Origin of the sequence: Nocardia sp. NPDC050718 (assembly GCF_040654235.1) — a bacterium.
In the GTDB taxonomy this organism is placed as follows: Bacteria; Actinomycetota; Actinomycetes; order Mycobacteriales; family Mycobacteriaceae; genus Nocardia.
Map to the genome: position 1 here is coordinate 488458 of NZ_JBFAHQ010000003.1, position 22583 is coordinate 511040.

Annotated in this window: 19 protein-coding genes; 13 read left to right on the top strand and 6 right to left on the bottom strand. The window is 69.5% G+C overall.

Annotated features, from left to right (window positions below; translation table 11 throughout):
- Positions 1 to 17: 17 nt before the first annotated feature.
- A complete protein-coding gene (locus AB0H54_RS16745; RefSeq protein ID WP_355270946.1) occupies positions 18 to 1310 on the top strand; it encodes a M18 family aminopeptidase in 1293 nt (430 codons plus the stop codon).
- Between the two features lie 147 nt (positions 1311 to 1457).
- Here AB0H54_RS16745 and AB0H54_RS16750 read toward each other — a convergent pair whose 3' ends face one another.
- On the bottom strand, positions 1458 to 2768 hold the full coding sequence (locus tag AB0H54_RS16750; RefSeq protein ID WP_357346300.1) for a glycosyltransferase 87 family protein: 1311 nt from the start codon (positions 2766 to 2768) through the stop codon (positions 1458 to 1460).
- Positions 2769 to 2930: 162 nt separating this feature from the next.
- Between AB0H54_RS16750 and purL the strand changes: the two genes are divergently transcribed.
- Positions 2931 to 5225 carry a phosphoribosylformylglycinamidine synthase subunit PurL gene (gene purL, locus AB0H54_RS16755; protein WP_357346301.1) on the top strand — a complete coding sequence of 765 codons (2295 nt, stop codon included), beginning with the start codon at positions 2931 to 2933 and terminating at the stop codon, positions 5223 to 5225.
- A gap of 22 nt (positions 5226 to 5247) precedes the next feature.
- A complete protein-coding gene (locus tag AB0H54_RS16760) occupies positions 5248 to 7107 on the top strand; it encodes an alpha/beta-hydrolase family protein (RefSeq protein ID WP_357346302.1) in 1860 nt (619 codons plus the stop codon).
- Positions 7108 to 7154: 47 nt separating this feature from the next.
- On the opposite strand, the gene AB0H54_RS16765 is transcribed toward AB0H54_RS16760, so the two are convergent.
- Positions 7155 to 7445 (bottom strand): YiaA/YiaB family inner membrane protein, encoded by a 291-nt coding sequence (locus AB0H54_RS16765; RefSeq protein ID WP_019044829.1) that lies wholly within the window; start codon positions 7443 to 7445, stop codon positions 7155 to 7157.
- A gap of 144 nt (positions 7446 to 7589) precedes the next feature.
- Here AB0H54_RS16765 and AB0H54_RS16770 point away from each other — a divergent pair, with 144 nt between their 5' ends.
- Entirely contained in the window at positions 7590 to 9320 is a 1731-nt protein-coding gene (locus tag AB0H54_RS16770; RefSeq protein WP_357346303.1) for an alpha/beta hydrolase, read from the top strand.
- A gap of 97 nt (positions 9321 to 9417) precedes the next feature.
- Positions 9418 to 10092, top strand: coding sequence for a type II CAAX endopeptidase family protein (locus tag AB0H54_RS16775; RefSeq protein WP_357346304.1), 675 nt, complete (start codon positions 9418 to 9420; stop codon positions 10090 to 10092).
- 18 nt (positions 10093 to 10110) lie between these two features.
- Here AB0H54_RS16775 and AB0H54_RS16780 read toward each other — a convergent pair whose 3' ends face one another.
- The 3 genes from AB0H54_RS16780 to AB0H54_RS16790 all read right to left on the bottom strand — a co-directional run bounded on the left by AB0H54_RS16780 (position 10111) and on the right by AB0H54_RS16790 (position 11657).
- Positions 10111 to 10509: a HicB family toxin-antitoxin system gene (locus tag AB0H54_RS16780; RefSeq protein ID WP_357346305.1), complete on the bottom strand. Its 399-nt coding sequence runs from the start codon at positions 10507 to 10509 to the stop codon at positions 10111 to 10113.
- A complete protein-coding gene (locus AB0H54_RS16785) occupies positions 10506 to 10724 on the bottom strand; it encodes a type II toxin-antitoxin system HicA family toxin (protein ID WP_357346306.1) in 219 nt (72 codons plus the stop codon). Before AB0H54_RS16785 ends, AB0H54_RS16780 begins: the two co-directional genes overlap by 4 nt.
- 63 nt (positions 10725 to 10787) lie before the next feature.
- Positions 10788 to 11657, bottom strand: a complete 870-nt coding sequence (locus AB0H54_RS16790; protein WP_357346307.1) for an alpha/beta hydrolase — start codon at positions 11655 to 11657, stop codon at positions 10788 to 10790.
- Between the two features lie 82 nt (positions 11658 to 11739).
- Here AB0H54_RS16790 and AB0H54_RS16795 point away from each other — a divergent pair, with 82 nt between their 5' ends.
- The 3 genes from AB0H54_RS16795 (at position 11740) to AB0H54_RS16805 (ending at position 13779) form a co-directional block, all read left to right on the top strand.
- Entirely contained in the window at positions 11740 to 12372 is a 633-nt protein-coding gene (locus AB0H54_RS16795) for a helix-turn-helix domain-containing protein (protein ID WP_357346308.1), read from the top strand.
- Between the two features lie 31 nt (positions 12373 to 12403).
- Positions 12404 to 12796 carry a sterol carrier family protein gene (locus tag AB0H54_RS16800; protein ID WP_357346309.1) on the top strand — a complete coding sequence of 131 codons (393 nt, stop codon included), beginning with the start codon at positions 12404 to 12406 and terminating at the stop codon, positions 12794 to 12796.
- A 227-nt stretch (positions 12797 to 13023) separates the two neighbouring features.
- Positions 13024 to 13779 (top strand): GNAT family N-acetyltransferase, encoded by a 756-nt coding sequence (locus AB0H54_RS16805; protein ID WP_357346310.1) that lies wholly within the window; start codon positions 13024 to 13026, stop codon positions 13777 to 13779.
- Between the two features lie 12 nt (positions 13780 to 13791).
- On the opposite strand, the gene AB0H54_RS16810 is transcribed toward AB0H54_RS16805, so the two are convergent.
- Positions 13792 to 15069, bottom strand: a complete 1278-nt coding sequence (locus AB0H54_RS16810) for a DUF3533 domain-containing protein (RefSeq protein ID WP_357346311.1) — start codon at positions 15067 to 15069, stop codon at positions 13792 to 13794.
- A gap of 293 nt (positions 15070 to 15362) precedes the next feature.
- On the opposite strand from AB0H54_RS16810, the gene purF reads away from it, so the two are divergent.
- The 5 genes from purF (at position 15363) to AB0H54_RS16835 (ending at position 22498) form a co-directional block, all read left to right on the top strand.
- A complete protein-coding gene (gene purF, locus AB0H54_RS16815; protein ID WP_357346312.1) occupies positions 15363 to 16910 on the top strand; it encodes an amidophosphoribosyltransferase in 1548 nt (515 codons plus the stop codon).
- Between the two features lie 255 nt (positions 16911 to 17165).
- A complete protein-coding gene (locus tag AB0H54_RS16820) occupies positions 17166 to 18782 on the top strand; it encodes an ABC transporter substrate-binding protein (RefSeq protein ID WP_357346313.1) in 1617 nt (538 codons plus the stop codon).
- Positions 18783 to 18859: 77 nt separating this feature from the next.
- Positions 18860 to 19876 (top strand): ABC transporter permease, encoded by a 1017-nt coding sequence (locus tag AB0H54_RS16825; protein WP_355271719.1) that lies wholly within the window; start codon positions 18860 to 18862, stop codon positions 19874 to 19876.
- The gene (locus AB0H54_RS16830; protein WP_357346314.1) at positions 19876 to 20832 is read left to right on the top strand and encodes an ABC transporter permease; all 957 of its coding nucleotides are present in this window, start codon (positions 19876 to 19878) and stop codon (positions 20830 to 20832) included. Before AB0H54_RS16825 ends, AB0H54_RS16830 begins: the two co-directional genes overlap by 1 nt.
- Positions 20825 to 22498 carry an ABC transporter ATP-binding protein gene (locus AB0H54_RS16835; RefSeq protein ID WP_357346315.1) on the top strand — a complete coding sequence of 558 codons (1674 nt, stop codon included), beginning with the start codon at positions 20825 to 20827 and terminating at the stop codon, positions 22496 to 22498. The genes AB0H54_RS16830 and AB0H54_RS16835 overlap by 8 nt, the downstream gene beginning before the upstream one ends.
- Positions 22499 to 22583: the final 85 nt, after the last annotated feature.

A 22583-nucleotide genomic window follows, 5' to 3' on the forward strand; every position in this document is an offset into this window, starting at 1 on the left:
GGGCTAGGATCGCGGCTGTGCCTGTATCCCTGACTGCGGCCACGGCGAGTGGCTTGTGCGCGTTCATCGATGCTTCGCCCTCGCCGTTCCACGTGTGCGCGACGGTCGCGGCCGAGCTGGCCGCCAACGGGTTCACGCCGTTGACCGAGGCGCAGGCGTGGGACAGCGCGGGCGGGAAACACTATGTGGTGCGCGGTGGTTCGCTGATCGCGTGGGCCGACTTCGACGCGGCGCCCGCCGACCCGTTCCGGGTGGTCGGCGCGCACACCGACAGCCCGAACCTACGGGTGAAGCAGCATCCCGACCTGGCGACGGCGGGCTGGCAGCTGGTCGGGCTCGAGCCCTACGGCGGTGCGTGGCTGAACTCCTGGCTGGACCGCGAACTCGGTCTCTCCGGCCGGTTGAGCGTGCGCGACGGCGCGCGGATGAGCGACGTGCTGGTCCGCATCGACGACCCGATCCTGCGGGTGCCGCAGCTGGCGATCCACCTGTCCGAGGATCGGCGCGGGGTGACGCTGGACCCGCAGCGGCACGTGAACGCCATCTGGGGCATCGGCGACGCCCCGGCCTCCTTCCTGGATTTCGTGGCCGACCGCGCCGGCGTCGACGGTGCCGACGTCCTCGGCTGGGAGCTGATGACCCACGATCTCGCGCCGAGCACGCTGGTCGGCCGGGACAACGACCTGGTGAGCGCGCCGCGCCTGGACAACCAGGGCACCTGCTACGCCGGGCTGCAGGCGTTCCTCGCCGCCGTCGACGAGCCGGGCGCCGCGACGCCGGTGCTGGTGATGTTCGACCACGAGGAGGTCGGCAGCCAGTCCGACCGGGGCGCGCAGTCGGACCTGCTGCCCGCGGTGCTCGAGCGCATCGTGCTGGCGCGCGGCGGCGGCCGGGCCGATTACCTGGCCGCGCTGGCCGGTTCGGTGGTCGCCTCCGGTGACATGGCCCACGCGACCCACCCGAACTACCCGGACCGGCACGAGCCCGCGCATCGGATCGAGGTCGGCGGCGGACCGGTGCTCAAGGTCAACCAGAACCTGCGCTACGCCACCGACGCGGCGGGGGCCGGTGCGTTCGCGCTGGCCTGCGCCCAGGCGGGAGTTCCGTTGCAGCGCTACGTGCATCGCGCGGATCTGCCGTGCGGGTCGACCATCGGGCCGATGACGGCGGCGCGCACCGGCATCTCGACGGTCGACGTCGGCGCACCGCAATTGGCCATGCACTCGTGCCGCGAACTCATGGGCGCTGCCGATGTTCCCGCCTACGCCGCCGCGCTCGCCGCCTTCCTCACCCCGGCTGCCCTGGACTGAGCGAATACCGAAGGGCCGCGCCGTCGGCGGGGCCACGGGCGGCCGCGGTACAAATCCGTCGGCGGTGGCCGAGGTCGAGCTGCGACGTGTCCCCGCGTGGCAGCCTGCCGGTCCGGTGTGGGCCGGGCCGCCGCGCGAATCCCGCTGTCAGGCGGTCGCGAGTTCCGGTGCGGCGGGGGCCTTCTTGGCGGGGTGGTAGGTGATCACGGCGTAGACGATCACCGCGAGGGTGGTCCAGACGTAGGCGCTGCCGATGATCTGCTGCCACCACGCCCAGTCGAGTTCCTTGCCGCCGGAATGCGGCAGCACCCACTGCGGGCCGATGATGAACATCACGGTGAACAGCGCGACCACGGTGGTGAACGCCCGCGAGCGACGCCGGGTGACCTGATCGACGGCGACGACCAGCGCGGGCGCGACCCACACCCAGTGGTGCGACCACGAGACCGGCGACACCAGCAGCACGGCGGCCGCGTTGACCAGCAGCGCCGAGACGTCCTTGCCCGCGCCGATCAGCCGGTACATCCACACCGCGGCCAGCGCGACCGTGACGGCCGAGAGCGCGATCCACAGCCCGGTGGCGACCGACTCGTCCATCCCCAGGCGGAACAGCGTGCCCTTGATCGACTGATTGCCCGCGAAATACGGGGTGCCGATGCGGCCCGTATCGGTGACGGTGTCGAACCAGTACTCCACCGAATCGGCCGGGAACAGCAGGAAACCGAGCCCGACCGCGCCGACGGCCGACACGACCAGGGTGATCGCGGCCTTCCAGTCCCGCTTCAGCAGGAAGTAGAGCAGGTAGGCCGCGGGAATGAGCTTGATCGAGACCGCGATGCCGATCAGCATGCCGCGCGGCCAGAACGGTTTGCGCACCAGGATGTCGAGGGCGATCGCGGCCATCAGGATCAGGTTGATCTGGCCGAAGTTGAAGGTCTGGCGGACCGGTTCGAGGAATTGGGCCAGGCCGAGACCGGCGATCACCACGGTCAGCACCGCGATCCGGTCGAGCTCGGGACGCACCCGGACCAGGACCAGCCACAGCGCGATCCCCAGGCTCAGCAGCGAGGTCACCAGCACGACGACCTCGGCGACCGGGATCGGCATCAGCGCCAGCGGCACGAAGAACGCTGCGGCCAGCGGGGGATAGGTGAACGGCAGACCCAGCCCGTAGACCGGCGGCATCGGTCCGTACAGATCGCCGCCGTCGAGCCAGACGCGGGCGCCGTTGCGGTAGACCCGTAGGTCGATGTAGCCGTGCCACCAGTGCGCGAGCAGCGCGATCGCGGCCGAGACGACGAACAATCCGATCGCGGCGGCCAGCCAGCGCAGCCGCCGGTTCCGGTCGGTCTGCGCGGGTGGGGGATCCGACGGTCCGGCCGGAGTGGAACTCGGCACCGCGTCATGCGCGGGAGCAGTCGACTCGACCTGCTCGGCAACCCCCGGACTCTCGTTCACGGCGTCAGACTAACGGGTAGGTAGCGAGGCGAAGCGTAGGTGTGACCAGGCCGGGTGCGAGGTCTGTCACTTGTTCGCAACACAGGCCCTGGGCGGGCGGCTTCCGCGTAGGCAACTAGACTCTGGTGGCAAGTCCCCCGGCCGAAAGGACCCTGGTCTCCCGTGACACTGCAGGTCGACACCGTCGCCACCGCCGCAGCCACCCCGGATGCTCCGCAGCCGTACAAGGAACTCGGTCTCAAAGACGACGAGTACGCCCGCATCAAGGAGATCCTCGGCCGTCGGCCCACCGACGCCGAGCTGGCGATGTACTCCGTGATGTGGAGCGAGCATTGCTCCTACAAGTCCTCCAAGGTGCACCTGCGCTACTTCGGTGAGACGACGACGCCCGAGATGAAGGCCTCGATGCTGGCCGGCATCGGCGAGAACGCCGGCGTGGTCGACATCGGCGACGGCTGGGCCGTCACCTTCAAGGTCGAGAGCCACAACCACCCGTCCTACGTCGAGCCGTACCAGGGCGCGGCCACCGGCGTCGGCGGCATCGTGCGCGACATCATGGCGATGGGCGCGCGCCCGATCGCGGTGATGGACCAGCTGCGCTTCGGCGCGGCGGACGCGGCCGACACCCGTCGCGTGGTCGACGGCGTCGTGCGCGGCATCGGCGGCTACGGCAACTCCCTCGGCCTGCCCAATGTCGGCGGCGAGACCGTCTTCGACGCCTCCTACCAGGGCAACCCGCTGGTGAACGCGCTGTGCGCGGGCGCGATGCGCGTGGAGGACCTGCACCTGGCCTTCGCCTCCGGCGCGGGCAACAAGATCATCCTGTTCGGCGCGCGCACCGGCCTCGACGGCATCGGTGGCGTGTCCGTGCTCGCCTCGGACACCTTCTCCGGCGAGGAGACCGGCACCGGCCGCAAGAAGCTGCCCGCCGTGCAGGTCGGTGACCCGTTCACCGAGAAGGTGCTCATCGAGTGCTGTCTGGACCTGTACAAGGCCGGCCTCGTCGTCGGCATCCAGGACCTCGGCGGCGCCGGGCTGTCCTGCGCCACCTCGGAACTGGCCGCGGCGGGCGACGGCGGCATGCACATCGACCTGACCAAGGTCCCGCTGCGCGCCAAGCACATGACCCCCGCCGAGATCCTGTCGAGCGAGTCGCAGGAGCGCATGTGCGCGGTCGTCACCCCCGAGAACGTGGACGCCTTCATGGCCGTCTGCAAGCGCCACGACGTGCTGGCCACCGTCATCGGTGAGGTCACCGACGGCGACCACCTCGTCATCACCTGGCACGGCGAGACCGTCGTCGACGTGCCGCCGCGCACCGTCGCCCACGAGGGCCCGGTCTACGAGCGCCCGGTGCAGCGTCCCGACACCCAGGACGCGCTGATCGCCGACACCACCGCCACGCTGCCCCGGCCCAAGACGGCCGACGAACTGCGCGAGACCCTGCTGCAGATGGTTGCCAGCCCGCAGCTGTGCAGCCGCAAGTGGATCACCGAGCAGTACGACCGCTACGTGCGCGGCAACACCGTGCTGGCCGAGCACGCCGACGCCGGCGTGGTGCGCATCGACGAGGAGTCCGGCCGCGGCATCGCGCTGGCCACCGACGCCTCGGGCCGCTACACCAAGCTCGACCCGTACACCGGCGCGCAGCTGGCGCTGGCCGAGGCCTTCCGCAATGTCGCCACCACCGGCGCCACCCCGAAGGCTGTCACCAACTGCCTGAACTTCGGTTCGCCGGAGGACCCGGGCGTGATGTGGCAGTTCCAGCAGGCCGTGCGCGGCCTCGCGGACGGCTGTGCGGCCCTGGGCATTCCGGTGACCGGCGGCAACGTCAGCTTCTACAACCAGACCGGCAAGGACGCCATCCTGCCCACCCCGGTGGTCGGCGTGCTCGGCGTGATCGACGACGTGCACCGCCGCATCCCGACCGGCCTGGGCCTGGAGCCGGGCGAGTCGCTGATCCTGCTCGGCGACACCCACGACGAGCTGGACGGCTCGATCTGGTCGCAGGTCGTGCACGATCACCTCGGTGGCGTGCCGCCGAAGGTCGACTTCGCCCGCGAGCAGCTGCTCTCGGAGGTGCTCACCTCGGGCTCGCGTGACGGCATGATCTCCGCCGCGCACGACCTGTCCGAGGGTGGCCTGGCGCAGACCGTCGTCGAGGCCGCGCTGGCGGGCGAGACCGGCTGCCGCATCGTGCTGCCCGAGGGAACGGATGCGTTCGTGCAGCTGTTCTCCGAGTCGGCCGGGCGCGTGCTCGTCGCGGTGCCGCGCTCGGAGGAGACCCGCTTCACCAAGATGTGCGACGCGCGGCAGCTGCCGTGGGTGCGCATCGGCGTGGTGGACCAGGGCTCGGATTCGATCGAGGTGCAGGGCCAGTTCTCGGTGACACTCGCCGAATTGCGCGAGGCGTTCGAGGGCACGCTGCCTAAGCTGTTCGGAGCGCACACCGCCTGAAACGTCGGATGAGGAGTCGAGCTTGACCACAGAGGACACGAGCTCGACTCCCACTCCGGCCGCGCCCGACACCCCGGCCGCGCCCGAGACTCCCGTCGCGCCCGACACCCCGGCCGCGCCCGAGACTCCCGTCGCGCCCGACAAGACGGCCGCGCCGGACAATCTGGTCCTGCGCGGAATCCATCTGGTCGAGCGGTTCTTCCACCCGAACTACACCGGCCTCGTCGTGGCCACGATCTTCTTCTGCTGGTCGCTGACACCGTCGCTGCTGCCGCGCGACTGGTTCTTCCAGGGCCTGGTCAGCGGCATCAACGCGACCATCGGCTACGGCATCGGCTCGGCCCTGGCCTGGGCCTGGGGCAAGTGGGTGCGGCCCAGGATCACCCTGCCCGCCCGGGTCGCCGAGATCTGGGCGAAGCGCCCGAGCTGGACGTCGATCGCGGTGAAGTCCGTGATCGTGCTGGCCTGCCTGATCGTCTCGATCGCGCTGAGTATCCAGTCCGCGCACTGGCAGCACCAGATCACCGACCTGATGGCGATGGAACCGATCTCCGACTCCGGCTATCCGCGCACCGTGCTGGTCGGCGCGGTGGTCGTCGGCCTGCTGATCTGGCTTTCGCGCGGCGTGGTCCGGCTGGTGCGGTTCGTGGCGCGCGGCCTGAACCAGTGGGTCCGGATCCCGGCCTCGTTCGCGCGGCCGCTCGGTGTGGTCATCGTGATCATCGCCGCCGTGCTGCTGTTCAACGGCGTGCTCGCGAAAGGCTTCTTCACCGTGGCGAATTCGGCGTTCAGCGCCCGCAACAGCCACACCTCCCCGCACGCGATCCAGCCGACGCTGCCCGAACGTTCCGGCAGCCCCGAGTCGTTGGCGAAGTGGGACACCCTCGGCTCTGAGGGCCGGTGGTTCGTGTCCAACGCGCCGACCGCGCTGGCCATCGGGGAGGTCACCGGAAAGCCCGCGCGCGAACCGATCCGGGTGTACGCGGGGCTGGAATCGGCCGACGGCTTCGAGGCGCAGACCGATCTGGCCGTCGCCGAACTCGACCGGACGAAGGCCTTCGAACGGGAAGTGCTGGTGGTGATCAGCACGACCGGCACCGGCTGGGTCGACTCGACCAGCGCCGAGTCGATCGAGCTGATGTACAACGGGGACAGCGCCCTGGTGGCGACGCAGTACTCGTATCTGCCCAGCGCCCTGTCGTTCCTGTCCGACCGCGACAAGTCGATGACCATGGGCAGGCTGCTGTTCGACAAGGTGTACGAACGCTGGTCGGCGCTGCCCGCGGACGCCAGGCCCAAGCTGCTGGTCTACGGCGAGAGCCTCGGTTCACAGGGCTCCGAGGGCGCGTTCTCCGGCCTGGCCGACATCCGCAATCGCACCGACGGCGTGCTCTGGGTGGGTCCGCCCAATTCGAACCGGCTGTGGTCGGAATTCGTGCGCAGGCGTGATCCGGGCACCGAGGAGATCACCCCGATCTTCGCCGACGGGCTCTCGGTGCGCTTCGCCGCGAGCGCCGATCAGCTGGGCAGGCCCTCGGACAACTGGACCGACCCGCGCATCGTCTACCTGCAGCACGCGTCCGACCCGGTGGTGTGGTGGTCACCGGATCTGCTGTTCTCCGAGCCGGACTGGCTGCGCGAGAAGCGCGGACCGGATGTGTCCCCGGCGATGTCGTGGTATCCGATCGTCACGTTCTGGCAGGTCGCGGCGGATCTGCCCCGCGCGCAGACGGTGTCCAACGGGCACGGCCACAACTACGGCAACGTGGTGCCCGACGCGTGGGCCGCGGTGGCCGAACCACCGGACTACACACCGGAACTGGCGGAGCGGATCAAGGCGTATCTGGTCGAGTCGGCCGCCACCGAGCATCAGCTGAAGTAACCGGCCGGGCAGCACCGAACCCCTCGATCGGGGCTGCCCGGACCCGGCTACGACACCGATCGGAACGGATTGTGCTCGGCGATCAGCTGTTCCAGCCGCGCCTCGTCGATCCGGCCGATCAGGGACTGGGCCTCCTGCTGGTCGCGCACGACCTTGGCGAGGGTGAAGCAACTGGTGACGAGGAACAGCCCCGACATCGCGAGGAAGCCGCGCTGCCAGGCGTCCAGCGGCAGGTAGGCGATCCCGGCGCCGGTGCCGATCAGGCTGACGCCGAACGCGATCGCGGCCTGGACCATGTACGCCGAGGTGTTCTTCGGCTTGGCATTGGGTGTGCTCATGTCCATCAGTGTGCTGACCGGGGGATTCGCGCGGGCGCGTGAAACTACTCGAGTGCGATGGGTAGTTGCCGGACCCGGCCGGGAGTGACCGACCCACCATCCACAACGCCCCGCCGGGCGAAACCGGCCAGCCATACTGGTCTGGTGTCCGCGACAGGCTCGACCCTCGTGACGCTGCGTGCGCGCGGCGCCCGGCTGCTGCGCCGGGTCGAGGACGTCGTCGACCTCAACTACCCCGGCCTGATCCTGGCGACGCTGTTCTTCGCGCTGTCGGTGACGCCGTCGCTGGTCCCGCGCGACTGGCTGTTCCAGGGCCTGATCAGCGGGATCAACGCGGCGATCGGGTACGGGCTCGGCTGTGTGCTCGAGTGGCTCTTCCGGCGCTGGGTGCGCGCGCGGATCCCGATCCCGAGCCCGTCGGACCGGCTGCGCTACGCGATCAAGGCGACCGTACTGGTCGTCTGCGCGCTGGTCGCGGCGCTGATGCTGGTGCAGTCGGCGCGCTGGCAGCGCGAGATCACCTCGCTGATGGGGATGACGGGCACGACCACGCCCGCCTACCTGCGGACCGGGCTGCTCAGCGTGGCCGTCGGGGTCGCCGTCGTCGCCGTCTACCGGACGCTGCGGATCCTGGTGCTGGTGCTGGCGCGCCAGCTCAACCGCTGGGTGCGGGTGCCGCGCGAGCTCGCGCCCGCCGCGGGCGCGCTGGTGTTGGTCGTCTTCGCGGTGACGGTGTTCAACGGTGTCGCCTCGCGGGCGTTCTTCGCGGTCGCCAACTCCGCGTTCAGCGTGCGCAACGACCACACCTCCGACTACGCGCTCCAGCCGGCGAAACCGGAGCGCTCGGGCAGCCCGGAATCACTCGCGCCGTGGCAGACCCTCGGGTTCGAGGGCCGCTGGTTCGTCGCCAACGGGCCGAGCGCCGACGACATCACCGAGGTGACGGGAAAGACCGCGCGCGAACCGATTCGGGCCTACGTCGGGCTGGAATCGGTGACCGGCGAACAGACCGCCGCGCAGCTGGCCGTGGCCGAACTCGAGCGAACCGGCGCGTTCGAGCGCGAGGCCATGGTGGTGGTCACCACCACCGGGACCGGGTGGGTCAACGCGACAGCGGCGGGCGCGGTGGAGTACCTGTACGGGGGCGATACGGCCATCGTCGCCACGCAGTACTCGTATCTGCCCAGCGTGCTGTCGTTCCTGTCGGACCGGGAGAAGGCGGCCGCGGCGGGCCGGGAGCTGTTCGACGCGGTGTATGAGCGGTGGCTGGCGCAGCCGCCGGAGCATCGGCCGAAGCTGTTCGTCTACGGGGAGAGTCTGGGGTCGCAGGGCTCGGAGGAGGCGTTCGGCGGGCTCGGTGACCTGCGCGAGAAGGTCGACGGGGCGCTGTGGGTGGGGCCGCCGAATTCGAATCGGCTGTGGCGGCAGTTCGTCGATCGGCGCGACCCCGGTTCGCCCGCGGTGGCGCCGATGTACGCGGACGGGCTCGTCGTCCGATTCGCCGATGACGCGGTCGATCTCGGTCCCGCCGCGACCTGGCGCGAACCCCGCATCGCGTATCTCCAGCACCCGTCCGACCCGATCGTGTGGTGGTCGGCCGACCTGATCCTCACCCAGCCGGACTGGCTCAGCGAGCCGCGCGGACCGGATGTGTCCACTCAGATGCGGTGGGCGCCGTTCGTGACGTTCTGGCAGGTGACAGCGGATCTCACCAATGCCCAAGGGGTTTCGGACGGGCACGGGCACCGGTACGGGAGTCTGGTGCTGGACGGGTGGCTGGCCGTCGGGGCGCCGCCGGGGGTGAGTCCGGAGGTCGTCGAGAGTATCCGGGCCGCACTGGAATCGGCGGACGAGTACGAGCGGGCCGTCAAGTGAGCCGGGCTGCGTCGGCGCTCACGTACCGCGCGTCCAGCGGTGGGCGGTGCCGCCGGTGGGCCGCGGCGGGTGTGGATCGCGGGTGCGAGGGGCGGTCGTGAGGCTCAGCGGAGTACGCGCACTCGGTCTGCGCGAGCGGGTGCGGGTGGGTGTCGCGCTGAGTCTGCCACCGCTGTGGAGCAATTGGCTGCTGCCCGCGTCGCGCCTTCGGCTGCGTGGCCGCACCGTGGCGAACCTCGGCTTCGCGGCCGGCTACGCGATGGTGTTCGGGGGGAGGCCGAACTGGTCGTCGGCCAAGGGATTTCGCTGGGGCCTGGGCGGTGCCGCACTGGTGTTCGCCGGTTACTGTGTGGCCCTGGCGGTTCCGGCGCTGCGGAAGCTGCCGCTCGAAGTGGCTGAGCGCGTTCCCGAGACGTCAACGCTCGAATGGATCGCCCTGCACATCCCCGTCGGCACCGTGCTGGCCGAGGAAGCGATGTTCCGCGGCACCCTCGACCCACTGCTCGACGAAACCACCGAACCCCGCGTCGCGGCCCTGGCGGGGGCGCTGGATTTCGGGCTGTGCCACATCCGCCCCGCCCAGTCCACCGGCGAATCGGTGCCAGGAACCGTCGCGCTCACCACCCTCGCCGGTCTGGTTTTCAGCGCGCTGCGCAGGCACACCGACAGCGCGACCGCCCCCGCGCTGCTGCACCTGGCGATCAACGCGGGGGGAGCGGTACTTCCCCTGGTGGCCCAACGAATCGAACTCAGGTCGGGTCGCGGGGTCTGACCGCCTGTCGTTTTCCGCTCAGGAATTCGCCAGTTGGGATGCTCGCTGGAAGGTCACGCCGAGCACGGCGCCGATGTCCCGGACCGGAACGCCGTTGGCGGCCAACCGCCGGGCCGTCGCGGTCGCGACCCGCATTGCGTGTGCTTCCTGGCGAGCGGCCTCGGCGCGTGCTTGCGAGACTTCCTCCGCGGCGGCAGTCACGTCGGTGCCGCCGACATGGGCGGTGATGGCGAGTTCGATCGTCGACGGGGCGACATCGGCGACCGTGCAGATGTAGTCGGTCGCTTCCTTGGCGATATCGGCGTAGCGCCGCGCCTGGGTGAGACCTTCGACGTTGCCGTTGACGCCGTCCAGCTGAGGGATTCGGATGATCCACCAGCGGTCGTCCCGGGACACGTTGATCTGGTAGATGGTCATGCTTCCTCCGTGCATTGCGCCTGGCACTGGGTGATCGCCTTGTTGACGGTGCGGACCATCCCTGGTGACTGCGAGTTGTGCCCGGATGCCACGGTCACTGTGACGACGCCATGTCGGCAAATCCACATCGTGTGGCTGCCTTTGCCCGGTCGGCTGGTGAATCCGGCCGCGACAAGGCGCTTCAAGGTCGTGCGCGTGGGTTCCGGTGCAATCACCAGGTTAGTCTAGTCGGCTGGAAGTAATCTAGTCTAATCGACTAGACACTCCTGTTTTGCTGGTCAGGCCGTGGCGACGAAGCCTGCTACGGCGTCGGTGAAGGCGTCGTTGTCGTCGCCGGCGGCGGTGTGGGCGGCGGCGGTGATCTCGGCCAGGCGGGCGTGTGGGGCCAGGGCGAGGAAGGCGGCGGCGCCCTCGTCGCTGACCACGTCGGACTTGCCGCCGCGGACCAGCAGGACCGGGATGGTGAGGGCCTCGGCGGCGGCTTCCATGTCGTCGATGCGGGCCTGCGGGTTGTCCTCGAGGCCGGTGAGCAGGTCCGGGTCCCAGTGCCAGTACCAGCGGCCCTCGCGCTGGCGCAGGTTGCGCAGCAGGCCGTCGGCGTTGTCGGGGCGCGGGCGGTGCGGGAGATAGGCGGCGACCGCGTCGGCGACCTGGTCGAGGGTGTCGAAGCCGTCGCGGTGCCTGCCGAGGAAGTCCATGACGCGTTCCACGCCTGCGGATTCCGAGCGCGGCACGATGTCGACCAGCACCAGCGCGCGGATGGCGGCGCCGCCGGGCGTGGCGGTGGCGAGCAGGCCGGTGATGCCGCCCATGCTGGCGCCGACGACGACCGCGCCGTTGCCTGGGGTGGCGCCGAGCTGGTCGAGCACGGTGAGCAGGTCGCCGACCATGGCGTCGCGGGTGTAGTCGCGGGTGGGCGACCAGTCGCTGTCGCCGTGGCCGCGGGCGTCCACTGCGACGACGTGCATGCCCGCCGCGGCCAGGGCGCGGCCGGTGCGCTTCCACGAGTGCCGGTTCTGGCCGCCGCCGTGCAGCATCACGACCAGCGGGCCACCCGGGGTGCCGAAGCTGTCGGCCACCAGGGTCAGCTCGTCGGAGCTGCGCAACCGCAGGGTCGTCGGTTCGGTCGGCTCGGTGAAGCTCGGCATGACACCTCCTGAACGTGGTTCACTGTGCTGAACGTTGTTCAGAATGTAGCGTGAGGCCCCGATCGAAGGGAAGTGGGGACCAGTGGCCGCATCGAGCCGGGCGGGGCGTCGCGACGAGATCGCCGAGGCCAAGCGCGCGATCATCCTGCGCGCGGCCAGGACGATCTTCGAGGAAGACGGCGTCGACGCGGCCAATATCCGGGCCATCGCCACCGCCGCCGGCTACACCCCCGGCGCGCTCTACGCCTACTTCCCGAGCAAGGAACACATCTACGCCGCCCTGCTCGGCGAATCGCTGGCCCGGCTCTCGGCCGAGGTGGCGGCGGTGACCGTCCTCGACGACCCCGCCGCCCGGTTCCGCGCCGCGGGCCTGGCCTTCTTCGACTTCTACGACGGCAACCCCCGCGACCTGGACCTGGGCTTCTATCTCTTCCGCGGCGGCATCCGCCCGCACGGCCTCGGCGCCGAACTGGACGCCGGTCTCAACGCGGCCATGCTGAGCGGCCTCGGCCCGATCGTCTCGGCGGCGGTGGAACTCGGCGCCACCGAGGAGCGCGCCCGCGTCATCACCGCCGACGTCCTGGCCCACCTGTCCGGCCTGCTCCTGCTCGCCCACACCAAGCGCCTCGCCCTGCTCGGCGGCGTCGATGCCCGCGCGATGATGGTCGAGTACCTCGACCTGCGCATCGATGCCCTCCGCGCCGGACGCGGCTGACCCGTCGCACCCCTTCGGTAGCGTTCCCGGGATGGCTGGACGGAAGACGGTGGAGCCCGCGCAGGTGCGGGCGGCGGTGCTCGCGGTGGCGGACTGGCTGCGGTCGGCGGCTGCGGCGGCGCCGGAGCGGTCCCAGGTGGCCGCGGCGGTGCGGGGCACGGCCAGGGCACTGGCGGCGGACGCGCCGGGGCACTCGGTGGAGGTGCGGGTGCCACCGTTCGTCGCCGTGCAGTGCATCGAGGGTCCACGGCACACCAGGGGAACCCCGCCGAACGTGGTGGAGACCGACCCGCGAACCTGGTTGCTGCTGGCCACAGGCCTGCTGGAGTTCGACGACGCGGTGGCATCCGGTGCGCTGTCGGTCTCGGGACTGCGCGCGGGCGAGATCGCTGGATGGCTGCCGATCGTCCCGCTGGCGGAGTGAGCCGCCGGTTGCGCACCTCGTCGTCCCGCGCACGCCATCCCGCCCGGATTTACCGGCACTGACCTGCACTGTTCCGGCGTTCCTCGACTACTTGCCCGGAGTCGCGAAGAACCCACACAATGGCTGTAGGAGTGCCAGGGTTCGAATCCTGGGCCTGCCCGCTCTGCTCATCGGCACCGCCGGACGCTGGGCGACAACAGGCGGTCCCCTTGCGCGGGAGGAGCCGGATGGCGTCGAACGAGCGAACGATGTTGCGGGTCGTGCGGACCGATGCCAGGGAGTGGGTGGGCGAGCACGCCGAGGAACTCGCGAACGAGAAGTTCCCCAAGTTCATCAGGGCCGACCGCGTGGTGGACCAGTACATGGGCAGAGTGCTGGAATTCTTCCCCGAACTCAGCCTGATGCTGCTGGATGAGCAGGACGTGCCGGTCGCGTCGGGCTCCGGAGTGCCGATCCGATGGGACGGGCGGACAGCCACGCTCCCCACCGGGTACACCCAGGCTCTCGTCCAGGCCGTCGAGGGCCGCGAGCGGGGCGAAACGCCGGACACCCTGGTGATCTGCGGCGCTGTCGTCGTTCCGTCGCTGCGGGGGCGCGGATACGCGGGCCAGGCGCTGATGGCCCTGCGCCGGGCCGCCGAGGCGGCCGGGCTCAGCCGGGTGATCGTGCCGGTCCGTCCGACGACGAAGGCCTTCTATCCGCTCACGCCGATCGAGAACTTCATGACGTGGCGCCGCGACGACGGAACGGCGTTCGACCCCTGGGTCCGCACCCATGAGCGGTTGGGCGCGAAGATCCTCGCCGCTGCCCCCGCCTCACAGACGATGACGGGCACGGTGTCCGAATGGGAACGCTGGACCCGCCTGCCGCTGCCGGAGTCCGGTGACTACGTGATCCGGGGCGGACTGAGCGTGCTGCGCGTCGACCGCTCCGCCGATCAGGGCGTGTACCACGAACCCAACATCTGGATGCGACACGTCTGAGGCCGGACGGGGTCAGGCGGCGGTCTCCTTCTTGCCGACCATGTTCTCCCGGTGCAGTCCCTTGAAGTCGTAGTACTTGGTGATCGCCACCCCGCCGACCACCGCCAGGAACAGCCCGAGCAACGACATCCAGATCCCCCGGCCCAGTCCCGCGGTGTAGTCGGATTCGAAGTACAGGATCGAGCGCATGCCCAGGTACACCTGATGCATCGGCTCGAACTCGGCCAGCCAGGCGATGTAGGTCGGGACCGCCTGGATCGGGACGGTGCCGCTCGACGAGGGCAGGCCGAGGATCACGAACACGGCCAGGTTGATCAGCAGGCCCGCGGTGCCGAAGGCGGCGAGCGAGGCCATGCAGGTCATCCCGACCGCGATCAGCGCGAGGATCGAGAACAGCAGCAGCTGCGTCGGCTGGTCACCGGCCACGCCGAGGACCTTCGCCACCGCCAGGTAGAGCAGCGAGACCACGACGGCGACGACGACCATCACGCCCCACTTGATCAGCAGGGTGTGGAACCGGGAGATCGGCGTCGGCGGATAGTGCACGTACCAGGGGCCGTACTCGGTGGGCTGGAAACCCAGCTGGGCATCGACCATCGTGTGGATGACCATCGCGCCGACCACGCCCGCCATCAGGATCAGCAGCGCGTAGAAGAAGGCGGTCAGGCCGAGCCCCGAGCCCGCGCGCAGTGGTCGCCAGTCCTGCTCGACCACCTGGATCGGCTGGGCCAGGGTCAGCTGCGCGGCGCCGGAGATCTCGGGTGCCGGAGCGCCCGCGGGCGTCGCGGCGATGGTGTCGCGGACCCGCGTGGTCAGCTGCTGCCCGACCTGTTCGTTCACCTCGGCCATCGCCTGCGCGCCGATGCGGGTCACGATGCCCGCGGAGTACGGGCCCATCCCGGGGTTGGTCTGCACGGTGATGATCGGGCGCTCGATCTCGCCGCCGACCACGCTGCCCACCCCGAGAATTCCCAGCCGTTTGCTGAAGTCGCTGGGGATGATGATGGCGCCGTAGATCTGGGCGGTGCGCATCAGCCGTTCGGACTCGCTGATCCCGACCACGCGCAGGTCGACCTGATCGGCGGGGACACCGGCGACCAGGCCGTCGGCCACCTGCTTGCCGAAGTTGACCTGCTCGGTCCGCCCGCCGACGTCGATGGTGTCACCGACATCCTGGTTGACCAGGACGATCGGGAAATCGTGCAGGTTGCCCTCCGGATCGGCGATGTAGGCCAGGTACATGATGCCGAGCAGGGACAGCACGACCGCGAGAACAGTGGTCGGCGCCACGATGATCCTGACCCACTGCCGGGGCGAGATCCGGCCTGTGGCCGACGTCGCATCGGTCCGGGGTGCTGTCCCGGAATCCCCCGGTTCCGAATCGGCGTTGACCGTAGGGGAATCAGCGGGTTCGTGCGCACTGCCATCGGTGGTCACGATCGGCACGGTAGCAGCTGTGCCTCGCGGAATCCGTGTGATCGCCCGTGGTCGATTGCGCGAGGTTTGCGCCGCGGTGTACGTCGCGGTGCGAATCACCCGTAGAATGACGGGTGCCCCCAGCCCGCCCGAACAGGGAGCAAACGGTGAATGACCCCCTAGAGCCCGAGAACGAGCCCCGTGAGGAGTGCGGCGTCTTCGGCGTCTGGGCTCCCGATGAGGACGTCGCCAAGCTCACCTACTACGGCCTGTACGCCCTGCAGCATCGCGGGCAGGAGGCGGCCGGTATCGCCGTCTCCGACGGCTCCCAGATCCTGGTCTTCAAGGATCTCGGCCTGGTCTCCCAGGTCTTCGACGAGCAGACCCTCGGCGCGATGCCGGGGCATATCGCCGTCGGTCACTGTCGCTACTCCACCACCGGTGGCGTCACCTGGGAGAACGCGCAGCCGATCTTCCGCACCACCGCCGTCGGCTCCGGCCTGGCGCTGGGGCACAACGGCAACCTGGTCAACACCGCCGAACTGGCCGGTCGCGCTCGCGAACTCGGGCTGATCGGGGCTGGCGTCATCGACGGCCGCCCGCAGATGACCGGCGCGACCTCCGATTCCGACATCGTCACGGCGCTGCTGGCGCACGCCGCGGCCGACTCGTCCATCGAGCAGGCCGCGATGGAGCTGCTGCCGCAGCTGCGCGGCGCGTTCTGCCTGACCTTCATGGACGAGCACACCCTCTACGCCGCGCGTGACCCGCACGGCGTGCGCCCGCTGGTGCTGGGCAGGCTCGACCGCGGCTGGGTGGTCGCCTCCGAGACCGCCGCGCTCGACATCGTCGGCGCCGCGTTCGTCCGCGAGATCGAGCCGGGCGAGCTGCTGGCCATCGACTCCGACGGCGTGCGCTCCATGCGCTTCGCCAACCCCGAGCCCAAGGGCTGCGTCTTCGAGTACGTGTACCTGGCCCGCCCCGACACCACCATCGCCGGGCGCTCGGTGCACTCCACCCGCGTGGAGATCGGCCGCAAGCTGGCCAAGGAGCACCCGATCGAGGCCGATCTGGTGATCCCGGTGCCCGAGTCGGGCACGCCCGCCGCGGTCGGCTACGCCCAGGGTTCCGGCATCCCCTACGGCCAGGGCCTGATGAAGAACGCCTACGTGGGCCGCACCTTCATCCAGCCGAGCCAGACCATCCGTCAGCTGGGTATCCGGCTCAAGCTGAACCCGCTGCGCGAGGTGATCCGCGGCAAGCGGCTCATCGTCGTCGACGACTCGATCGTGCGCGGCAACACCCAGCGCGCGCTGATCCGCATGCTGCGCGAGGCGGGGGCGCTGGAGATCCACGTCCGCATCGCCTCCCCGCCGGTGAAGTGGCCCTGCTTCTACGGCATCGACTTCGCCTCGCGCGCGGAGCTGATCGCCAACGGCACTGGCGCCGACGACAGCTACGTCGACATGGTGGAGAACGTGCGCCGTTCGATCGGCGCCGACAGCCTCGGCTACATCTCCACCGAGGGCATGATCGCCGCCACGGAGCAGCCGGCCACCCGGCTGTGCACCGCCTGCTTCACCGGCGACTACCCGATCCCGCTGCCGCAGGAAGCGGCCATCGGCAAGAACGTCCTCGAGGGCATGCTCTCGGGTCAGCCGGAGTCGAAGCTGCTGGGCGAGAACGTGAATGTCGACGCGCTGAGCAGGCCGTAGCGCCGCAACGCTTTCCAGGAGGGGCCGGTCAGGATAAACCTGATCGGCCCCTTTTGCGCTGTGTACGTGAATATTTCCGGTAACCGATAATTACGTAAGATTAGTTCATAACATCCCCGCAATTTTTCGCCCGATTTGAAACTGGGCGGTAATGGTTCGCCTGTACGGTCCCCCGATATATCGCTGGCTCACCGTGTGGTCGCCGCTCCCGTGATCCGGGCGCGGCGACGACGTGGCGTTCGAGAATGGGACCTGATGTTGAACAGTGCATTGAGCGCTCGCAAGAATCGCGCGAAACAAGTTGCCGCAGTAGGTGTCGCGGCGGTGGTCGCGGCCGCGCTGGCGGGTTGCGGTTCGGGGCGCACCGATGAGGCGGGGTCCGGGGCGGGGCTGGTCGTCGGCACGACGGACAAGATCTTCTCGCTCGACCCGGCGGCCGCCTACGACAACGGCTCGCTGCTGGTGGAGAACCAGATCTATTCGTATCTGCTGAATTTCGCGCCCGGCGACACCACGCCCAAACCCGACGCGGCGGAGAAGTGCGAGTTCAGCACGCCCACCGTGTACACCTGCAAGATCAAATCCGGGCTGAAATTCGCCAGCGGAAATCCGTTGACCGCCAAGAGCGTCAAGTTCTCCTTCGACCGGATGCTGAAGATCAACGATCCGCACGGTCCCGCTTCGCTGCTCGGTAATCTCGACAAGACCGATGTGGTCGACGATCTCACCGTCGCGTTCACGCTCAAGGTCGCCAACGACCAGACCTTCCCGACGATCCTGCCGACCCAGGCGGGCCCGATCGTCGACGAGAAGGTGTTCCCGGCCGACAAGGTCGCCACCGACGACGAGGTCGTCGCGGGCAAGGGCTATTCCGGGCCCTACACGATCACCAGCTACGACAAGAACAAGCTGGTCGAGTACAAGGCCAACCCGGACTACCAGGGCATCCTCGGCACGCCGAAGAACACCACGGTCTCCACCAAGTACTACGCCACCTCCGACAACCTCAAGCTGGACCTGCAGAACGGCGCCATCGACGTCGGCTACCGCTCGTTCACGCCCACCGACATCGACTCCCTGCGTGCCGATTCCAAGGTGAAGGTCACCGACGGGCCCGGCGGCGAGCTGCGCTACATCGTGTTCAACATGAACACCATGCCGGGCAACACCCCCGAGCAGAAGCTGGCCGTGCGCAAGGCGTTCGCGTCCTCGGTGGACCGTGAGGCGCTGGCCTCGGCGGTGTACAAGAACACCTATCAGCCCGCGTACGGGTATGTGCCGCAGGGCATGACGGGTGCGGCCGAGCCGCTCAAGCAGCTCTACGGCGCCAAGCCGGACAAGACGGCGGCGGCGAAGTTCCTGGCCGACGCGGGCGTGGCCACCCCGGTGACGCTGAACCTGCAGTACAACCCGGACCACTACGGCTCCAGCTCGTCCGAGGAGTACGCCGCGGTGAAGTCGCAGCTCGAGGCGTCGGGCCTGTTCAAGGTGAACCTGCAGTCCACCGAATGGGTGACCTACCAGAAGGAACGGGCCTCCGACGGCTACCCGATGTACCAGTTCGGCTGGTTCCCGGACTTCCCGGACGCCGACAACTACCTCTCGCCGTTCTTCGGCCCGAACAACTTCCTGCAGTCGCACTTCGAGAACCCCGGCATCAACGCCCAGCTGACCGCCGAGACCACCGAATCCGATCCGGCCAAGCGGGTCGAGCTGCTGCGCAAGATCCAGACCGACCTGGCGCAGAACTTCCTGCCCACGCTCCCGCTGCTGTCGGGTAAGCAGGTCGCGGTGTCCAAGCCCGGGGTCTCGGGTGTCGATCAGACCCTCGACGGCTCCTTCAAGTTCCGGTTCACGGTACTGAGCAAGTGAGTGACGTACCCGCCGCGCCCGGATTGCTGATCCGGGCGCGGCGTTTCGGGTGGACGCGCGGCGGGGGTTCCCGCCAGGTGGCGCTGCTGCGGTACCTGCTGATCCGGCTGCTGCTGATTCTGCCGACCGCGTGGTTGCTGGTGACGGTGGTGTTCTTCCTGATGCGGGTGATCGGCGACCCGATCAGCGCGGCCATGGGTGGCCGGCTGACCCAGGACCAGATCGAGCAGCGCAAGGAGGCGGCCGGCCTCAATCGTCCGATCCTGACCCAGTATTGGGAGTACCTCACCGGTTTCCTGCACGGTGACTTCGGACGGACGCAGGACAACCAGGCCATCGGCGAGGTGGTGATCACCTACGGCGCCGCCACGTTCGAGCTGGTGTTCTGGGGTCTGCTGGTGGCCTTCGCCGTCGGCGTGCCGCTGGGCAGATACGCCGCGACACACCGGGATTCGACCTCGGACGCGGTGCTGCGGTTCTCGGCGGTGCTGGCGTACGCGGCCCCGGTGTTCTTCGTCGGCATGCTGCTCAAGCTGATCTTCTCGGTGTGGCTGGGCTGGTTCCCGGTCGGCGGGCGGGCGAGTACCGATGTGGAACTCGCGCTGCAGCACGTCTCGCCGAAGACGAACATCCTGATCATCGACTCGATCCTGTACGGCGAACCGTCCTATGTGCTCGACGTGCTCGAGCACGCGGTGCTGCCCGCCGTGGCCCTCGGCCTGCTCACCGGCGGCATCTTCCTGCGGCTGGTGCGGGTGAACCTGATCCAGACGCTGCGCAGCGACTACGTGGAGGCGGCCAAGGCGCGCGGCCTGTCCCAGCGCGTGGTCACCGGCAGGCACGCGGTGCGCAACGCGCTCATCCCGATCATCACGGTGATGGGCATGTGCATCGCGATGATGCTCGGCGGCGCGGTACTCACCGAGACCACCTTCGAATGGAAGGGCCTGGGCTATCAGCTCGCCGAGTATCTGCGGGCGCGGGACTTCATCGCGGTGCAGGGCATCGTCGCGTTCATCGCGCTGGTGGTCGCGGTGATGAGCTTCGTCGTCGACGCCATCGTCGCGCTGATCGACCCGAGGGTGAGGTTCTGATGAGCACCGCAACGGTGAAGCGGCGCCGGATACCGGGCGCCGGACTGCTCTCGATGACCGCTGGGCTGCAACGGATCACGCTCGTCACGGGGCTGGTGCTGGTCGCCGGCTTCGTGTTCGTCGCGGTGTTCGCGCCGCTGCTCGCGCCCTACGGGCTGGCCCAGAACAGTGCCGACGGTGTCGCTTTCGTGCCGCAGCAGGGGCCCTCGGCCGAGCACTGGTTCGGCACCTCGGTGCGCAGCGAGGACGTGTTCAGCCGGGTGCTGTTCGGCGCGCGCACCGCGCTGCTGGTGATCGTGATCGCGGTGGTGCTCTCGCTGCTGGTCGGCGTGCCGCTCGGGCTGCTGTCCGGCTTCGTCGGGCGCTGGGTCGACCGGGTGCTGGTGCTGGTCATGGACGCCATCTACGCGTTCCCGTCGCTGCTGCTGGCCATCGTGGTGTCGATCGTCGTCGCGGGCGGCACGTCGAGCAGTCTCGGCGGCATGCTGTCGGCGGCCATCGCGATCACGGTCGTCTATGTGCCGCAGTACTTCCGGGTCGTGCGCAACGCGACGGTGGCGGTGAAGACCGAGCCGTACGTGGACGCGGCGCGGGTCACCGGCGCCTCGACGGCGCGGATCATGTTCCGGCACATCCTGTCCAACGTCACCGGCTCGCTGCCGGTGATCATCACCATCAACGCCGCCGACGCCATCCTCACGCTGGCCGCGCTCGGTTTCCTCGGCTTCGGCATCGAGCCGACCCAGGCCGCCGAATGGGGCTACGACCTGAACAAGGCGCTCAACGACGTGTCCAACGGGATCTGGTGGACCTCGATCTTCCCCGGCACCGCGATCGTGCTCGTCGTCCTCGGGATGACGCTGGTCGGGGAGAGCATCGACGAGACGCTGAACCCGCTGCTGCGCACCCGGCGGGCGGTCACCACGGTGGACGAGAAGGAGACGACCGATGACTGAGACGGCGATCCGCACCCCCGCGCTGTCGGTGTCGGGGCTGTCGGTGACCTTCGCCACCGACAGCGGGCCGGTCGCGGCCGTGCGGGAGGTGTCCTACGAGGTGTTCCCCGGCGAGGTGCTCGCCATCGTCGGCGAGTCCGGGTCGGGCAAGTCGGTGAGCTCGCGCACCGCGATCGGGCTGCTGCCGCACACCGCGCAGGTGCGCGGGCTGGTCACCCTGGGCGACCGCGCGGTGACCTCGATGACCGAGAAACAGCTGACCGCCTTGCGCGGTGGCGAGGTCTCGATGGTCTTCCAGGAACCGGCCCGGGCGCTCGACCCGCTGTTCACCGCGGGCTTCCAGATCTGCGAAGCCCTGCGCGCGCACAGCGGGATGGGCCGCAAGGACGCCAGGGCCAAGGCGATCGAACTGTTGCGCACGGTCGGGCTGCCCGATCCGGAGCACCGGGTCGACTACTACCCGCACCAGCTCTCCGGCGGGCAGAAGCAGCGGGTGATGATCGCCATCGCCATCGCGTGCGAGCCCAAGGTGATCATCGCCGACGAGCCGACCACCGCGCTCGACGTCACCGTGCAGGCCGAGATCCTGGAACTGCTGCGCGACCTGCGCGACCGGCTGGGCAGCGCGATCGTGCTGATCACCCACAACATGGGCGTGGTGGCCGACCTGGCCGACCGGGTGGTGGTGATGCGGGCGGGCGAGGTCGTCGAGCAGGCGCCGGTGCACGAGCTGTTCGCGAGCCCGCAGGCCGAGTACACCAGGGCGCTGCTGGCCGCCGTCCCGCATCTGGGGGCGGCGACCAGCGCGCGGCCCGCCATCGACCCCGACGCCGAGCCGGTGCTCGCGGTGCGCGATCTGGTGGTCCAGTTCCCCGGGCCGTTCGGGCGCCCCGCGTTCCGGGCCGTCGACGGGGTGAGCCTGCGGATCCGGCCGGGGGAGACGCTGGGGCTGGTGGGGGAGTCGGGGTCGGGCAAGTCGACCATCGGCCGGTGCGTCGCGGCACTCCAGCGGCCCACCTCGGGCCGGGTGCTGATCCGTGGGCAGGACATCGCGGAGCTGTCCCAGCGCAAGCTGCGGCCCATCCGGCGGCGCTTCGGGTTCGTCTTCCAGGACCCGGCGGGCTCGCTCAATCCGCGCCTGACCATCGGCGAGTGCGTGGCCGAGCCGATGGTGGTGCACCGCACCGGCGACCGGGACGCCGTCCGGGCCAGGGTCAGGAAGCTGCTCGACGACGTCCAGCTACCCGCGGGCACCGAGCAGCGGTACCCGCACGAGTTGTCCGGCGGGCAGCGGCAGCGGGCCAGTCTGGCCAGGGCGCTGGTGCTCGATCCCGACCTGCTGGTGGCCGACGAGCCGACCAGCGCGCTCGACGTCTCGGTGCAGGCGGCGGTGCTCGAGCTGTTCGCGCAGCTGCAACGCGAGTGCGGCTGGGCCTGCCTGTTCATCAGCCACGACCTCGCCGTCGTCGACCAGCTCGCCGATCGGATCATGGTGCTGCGCGAGGGATCCTGCGTCGAGGAAGGCGACAACGAACAGATCCTGCGCCACCCGCGCCACGAGTACACCCGCCGCCTGGTCGCCGCGGTCCCCGTCCCCGACCCCGTGCGACAGCGCGGGCGCCGGGCTGAGATCGCCGCCACTTTCGCCACGGAGCTGGAACAATGAGTTAGGAGCCGCCAGCGGGCTGAACCGGCGGATCACTTAGAGTTACTAGGCATCTGTCCGCCGATTCGGTTTGGAGCTTTCCCCC

Bases quoted from the DNA above. Each gene is read 5' to 3' on its own strand.
- AB0H54_RS16765 (WP_019044829.1), bottom strand. From the start codon at position 7,445: ATGAGCACACCCAATGCCAAGCCGAAGAACACCTCGGCGTACATGGTC.
- AB0H54_RS16800 (WP_357346309.1), top strand. From the start codon at position 12,404: ATGGCTGGACGGAAGACGGTGGAGCCCGCGCAGGTGCGGGCGGCGGTG.
- AB0H54_RS16805 (WP_357346310.1), top strand. From the start codon at position 13,024: ATGGCGTCGAACGAGCGAACGATGTTGCGGGTCGTGCGGACCGATGCC.
- AB0H54_RS16790 (WP_357346307.1), bottom strand. From the start codon at position 11,657: ATGCCGAGCTTCACCGAGCCGACCGAACCGACGACCCTGCGGTTGCGC.
- AB0H54_RS16780 (WP_357346305.1), bottom strand. From the start codon at position 10,509: ATGACCATCTACCAGATCAACGTGTCCCGGGACGACCGCTGGTGGATC.
- AB0H54_RS16830 (WP_357346314.1), top strand. From the start codon at position 19,876: ATGAGCACCGCAACGGTGAAGCGGCGCCGGATACCGGGCGCCGGACTG.
- AB0H54_RS16835 (WP_357346315.1), top strand. From the start codon at position 20,825: ATGACTGAGACGGCGATCCGCACCCCCGCGCTGTCGGTGTCGGGGCTG.
- AB0H54_RS16820 (WP_357346313.1), top strand. From the start codon at position 17,166: ATGTTGAACAGTGCATTGAGCGCTCGCAAGAATCGCGCGAAACAAGTT.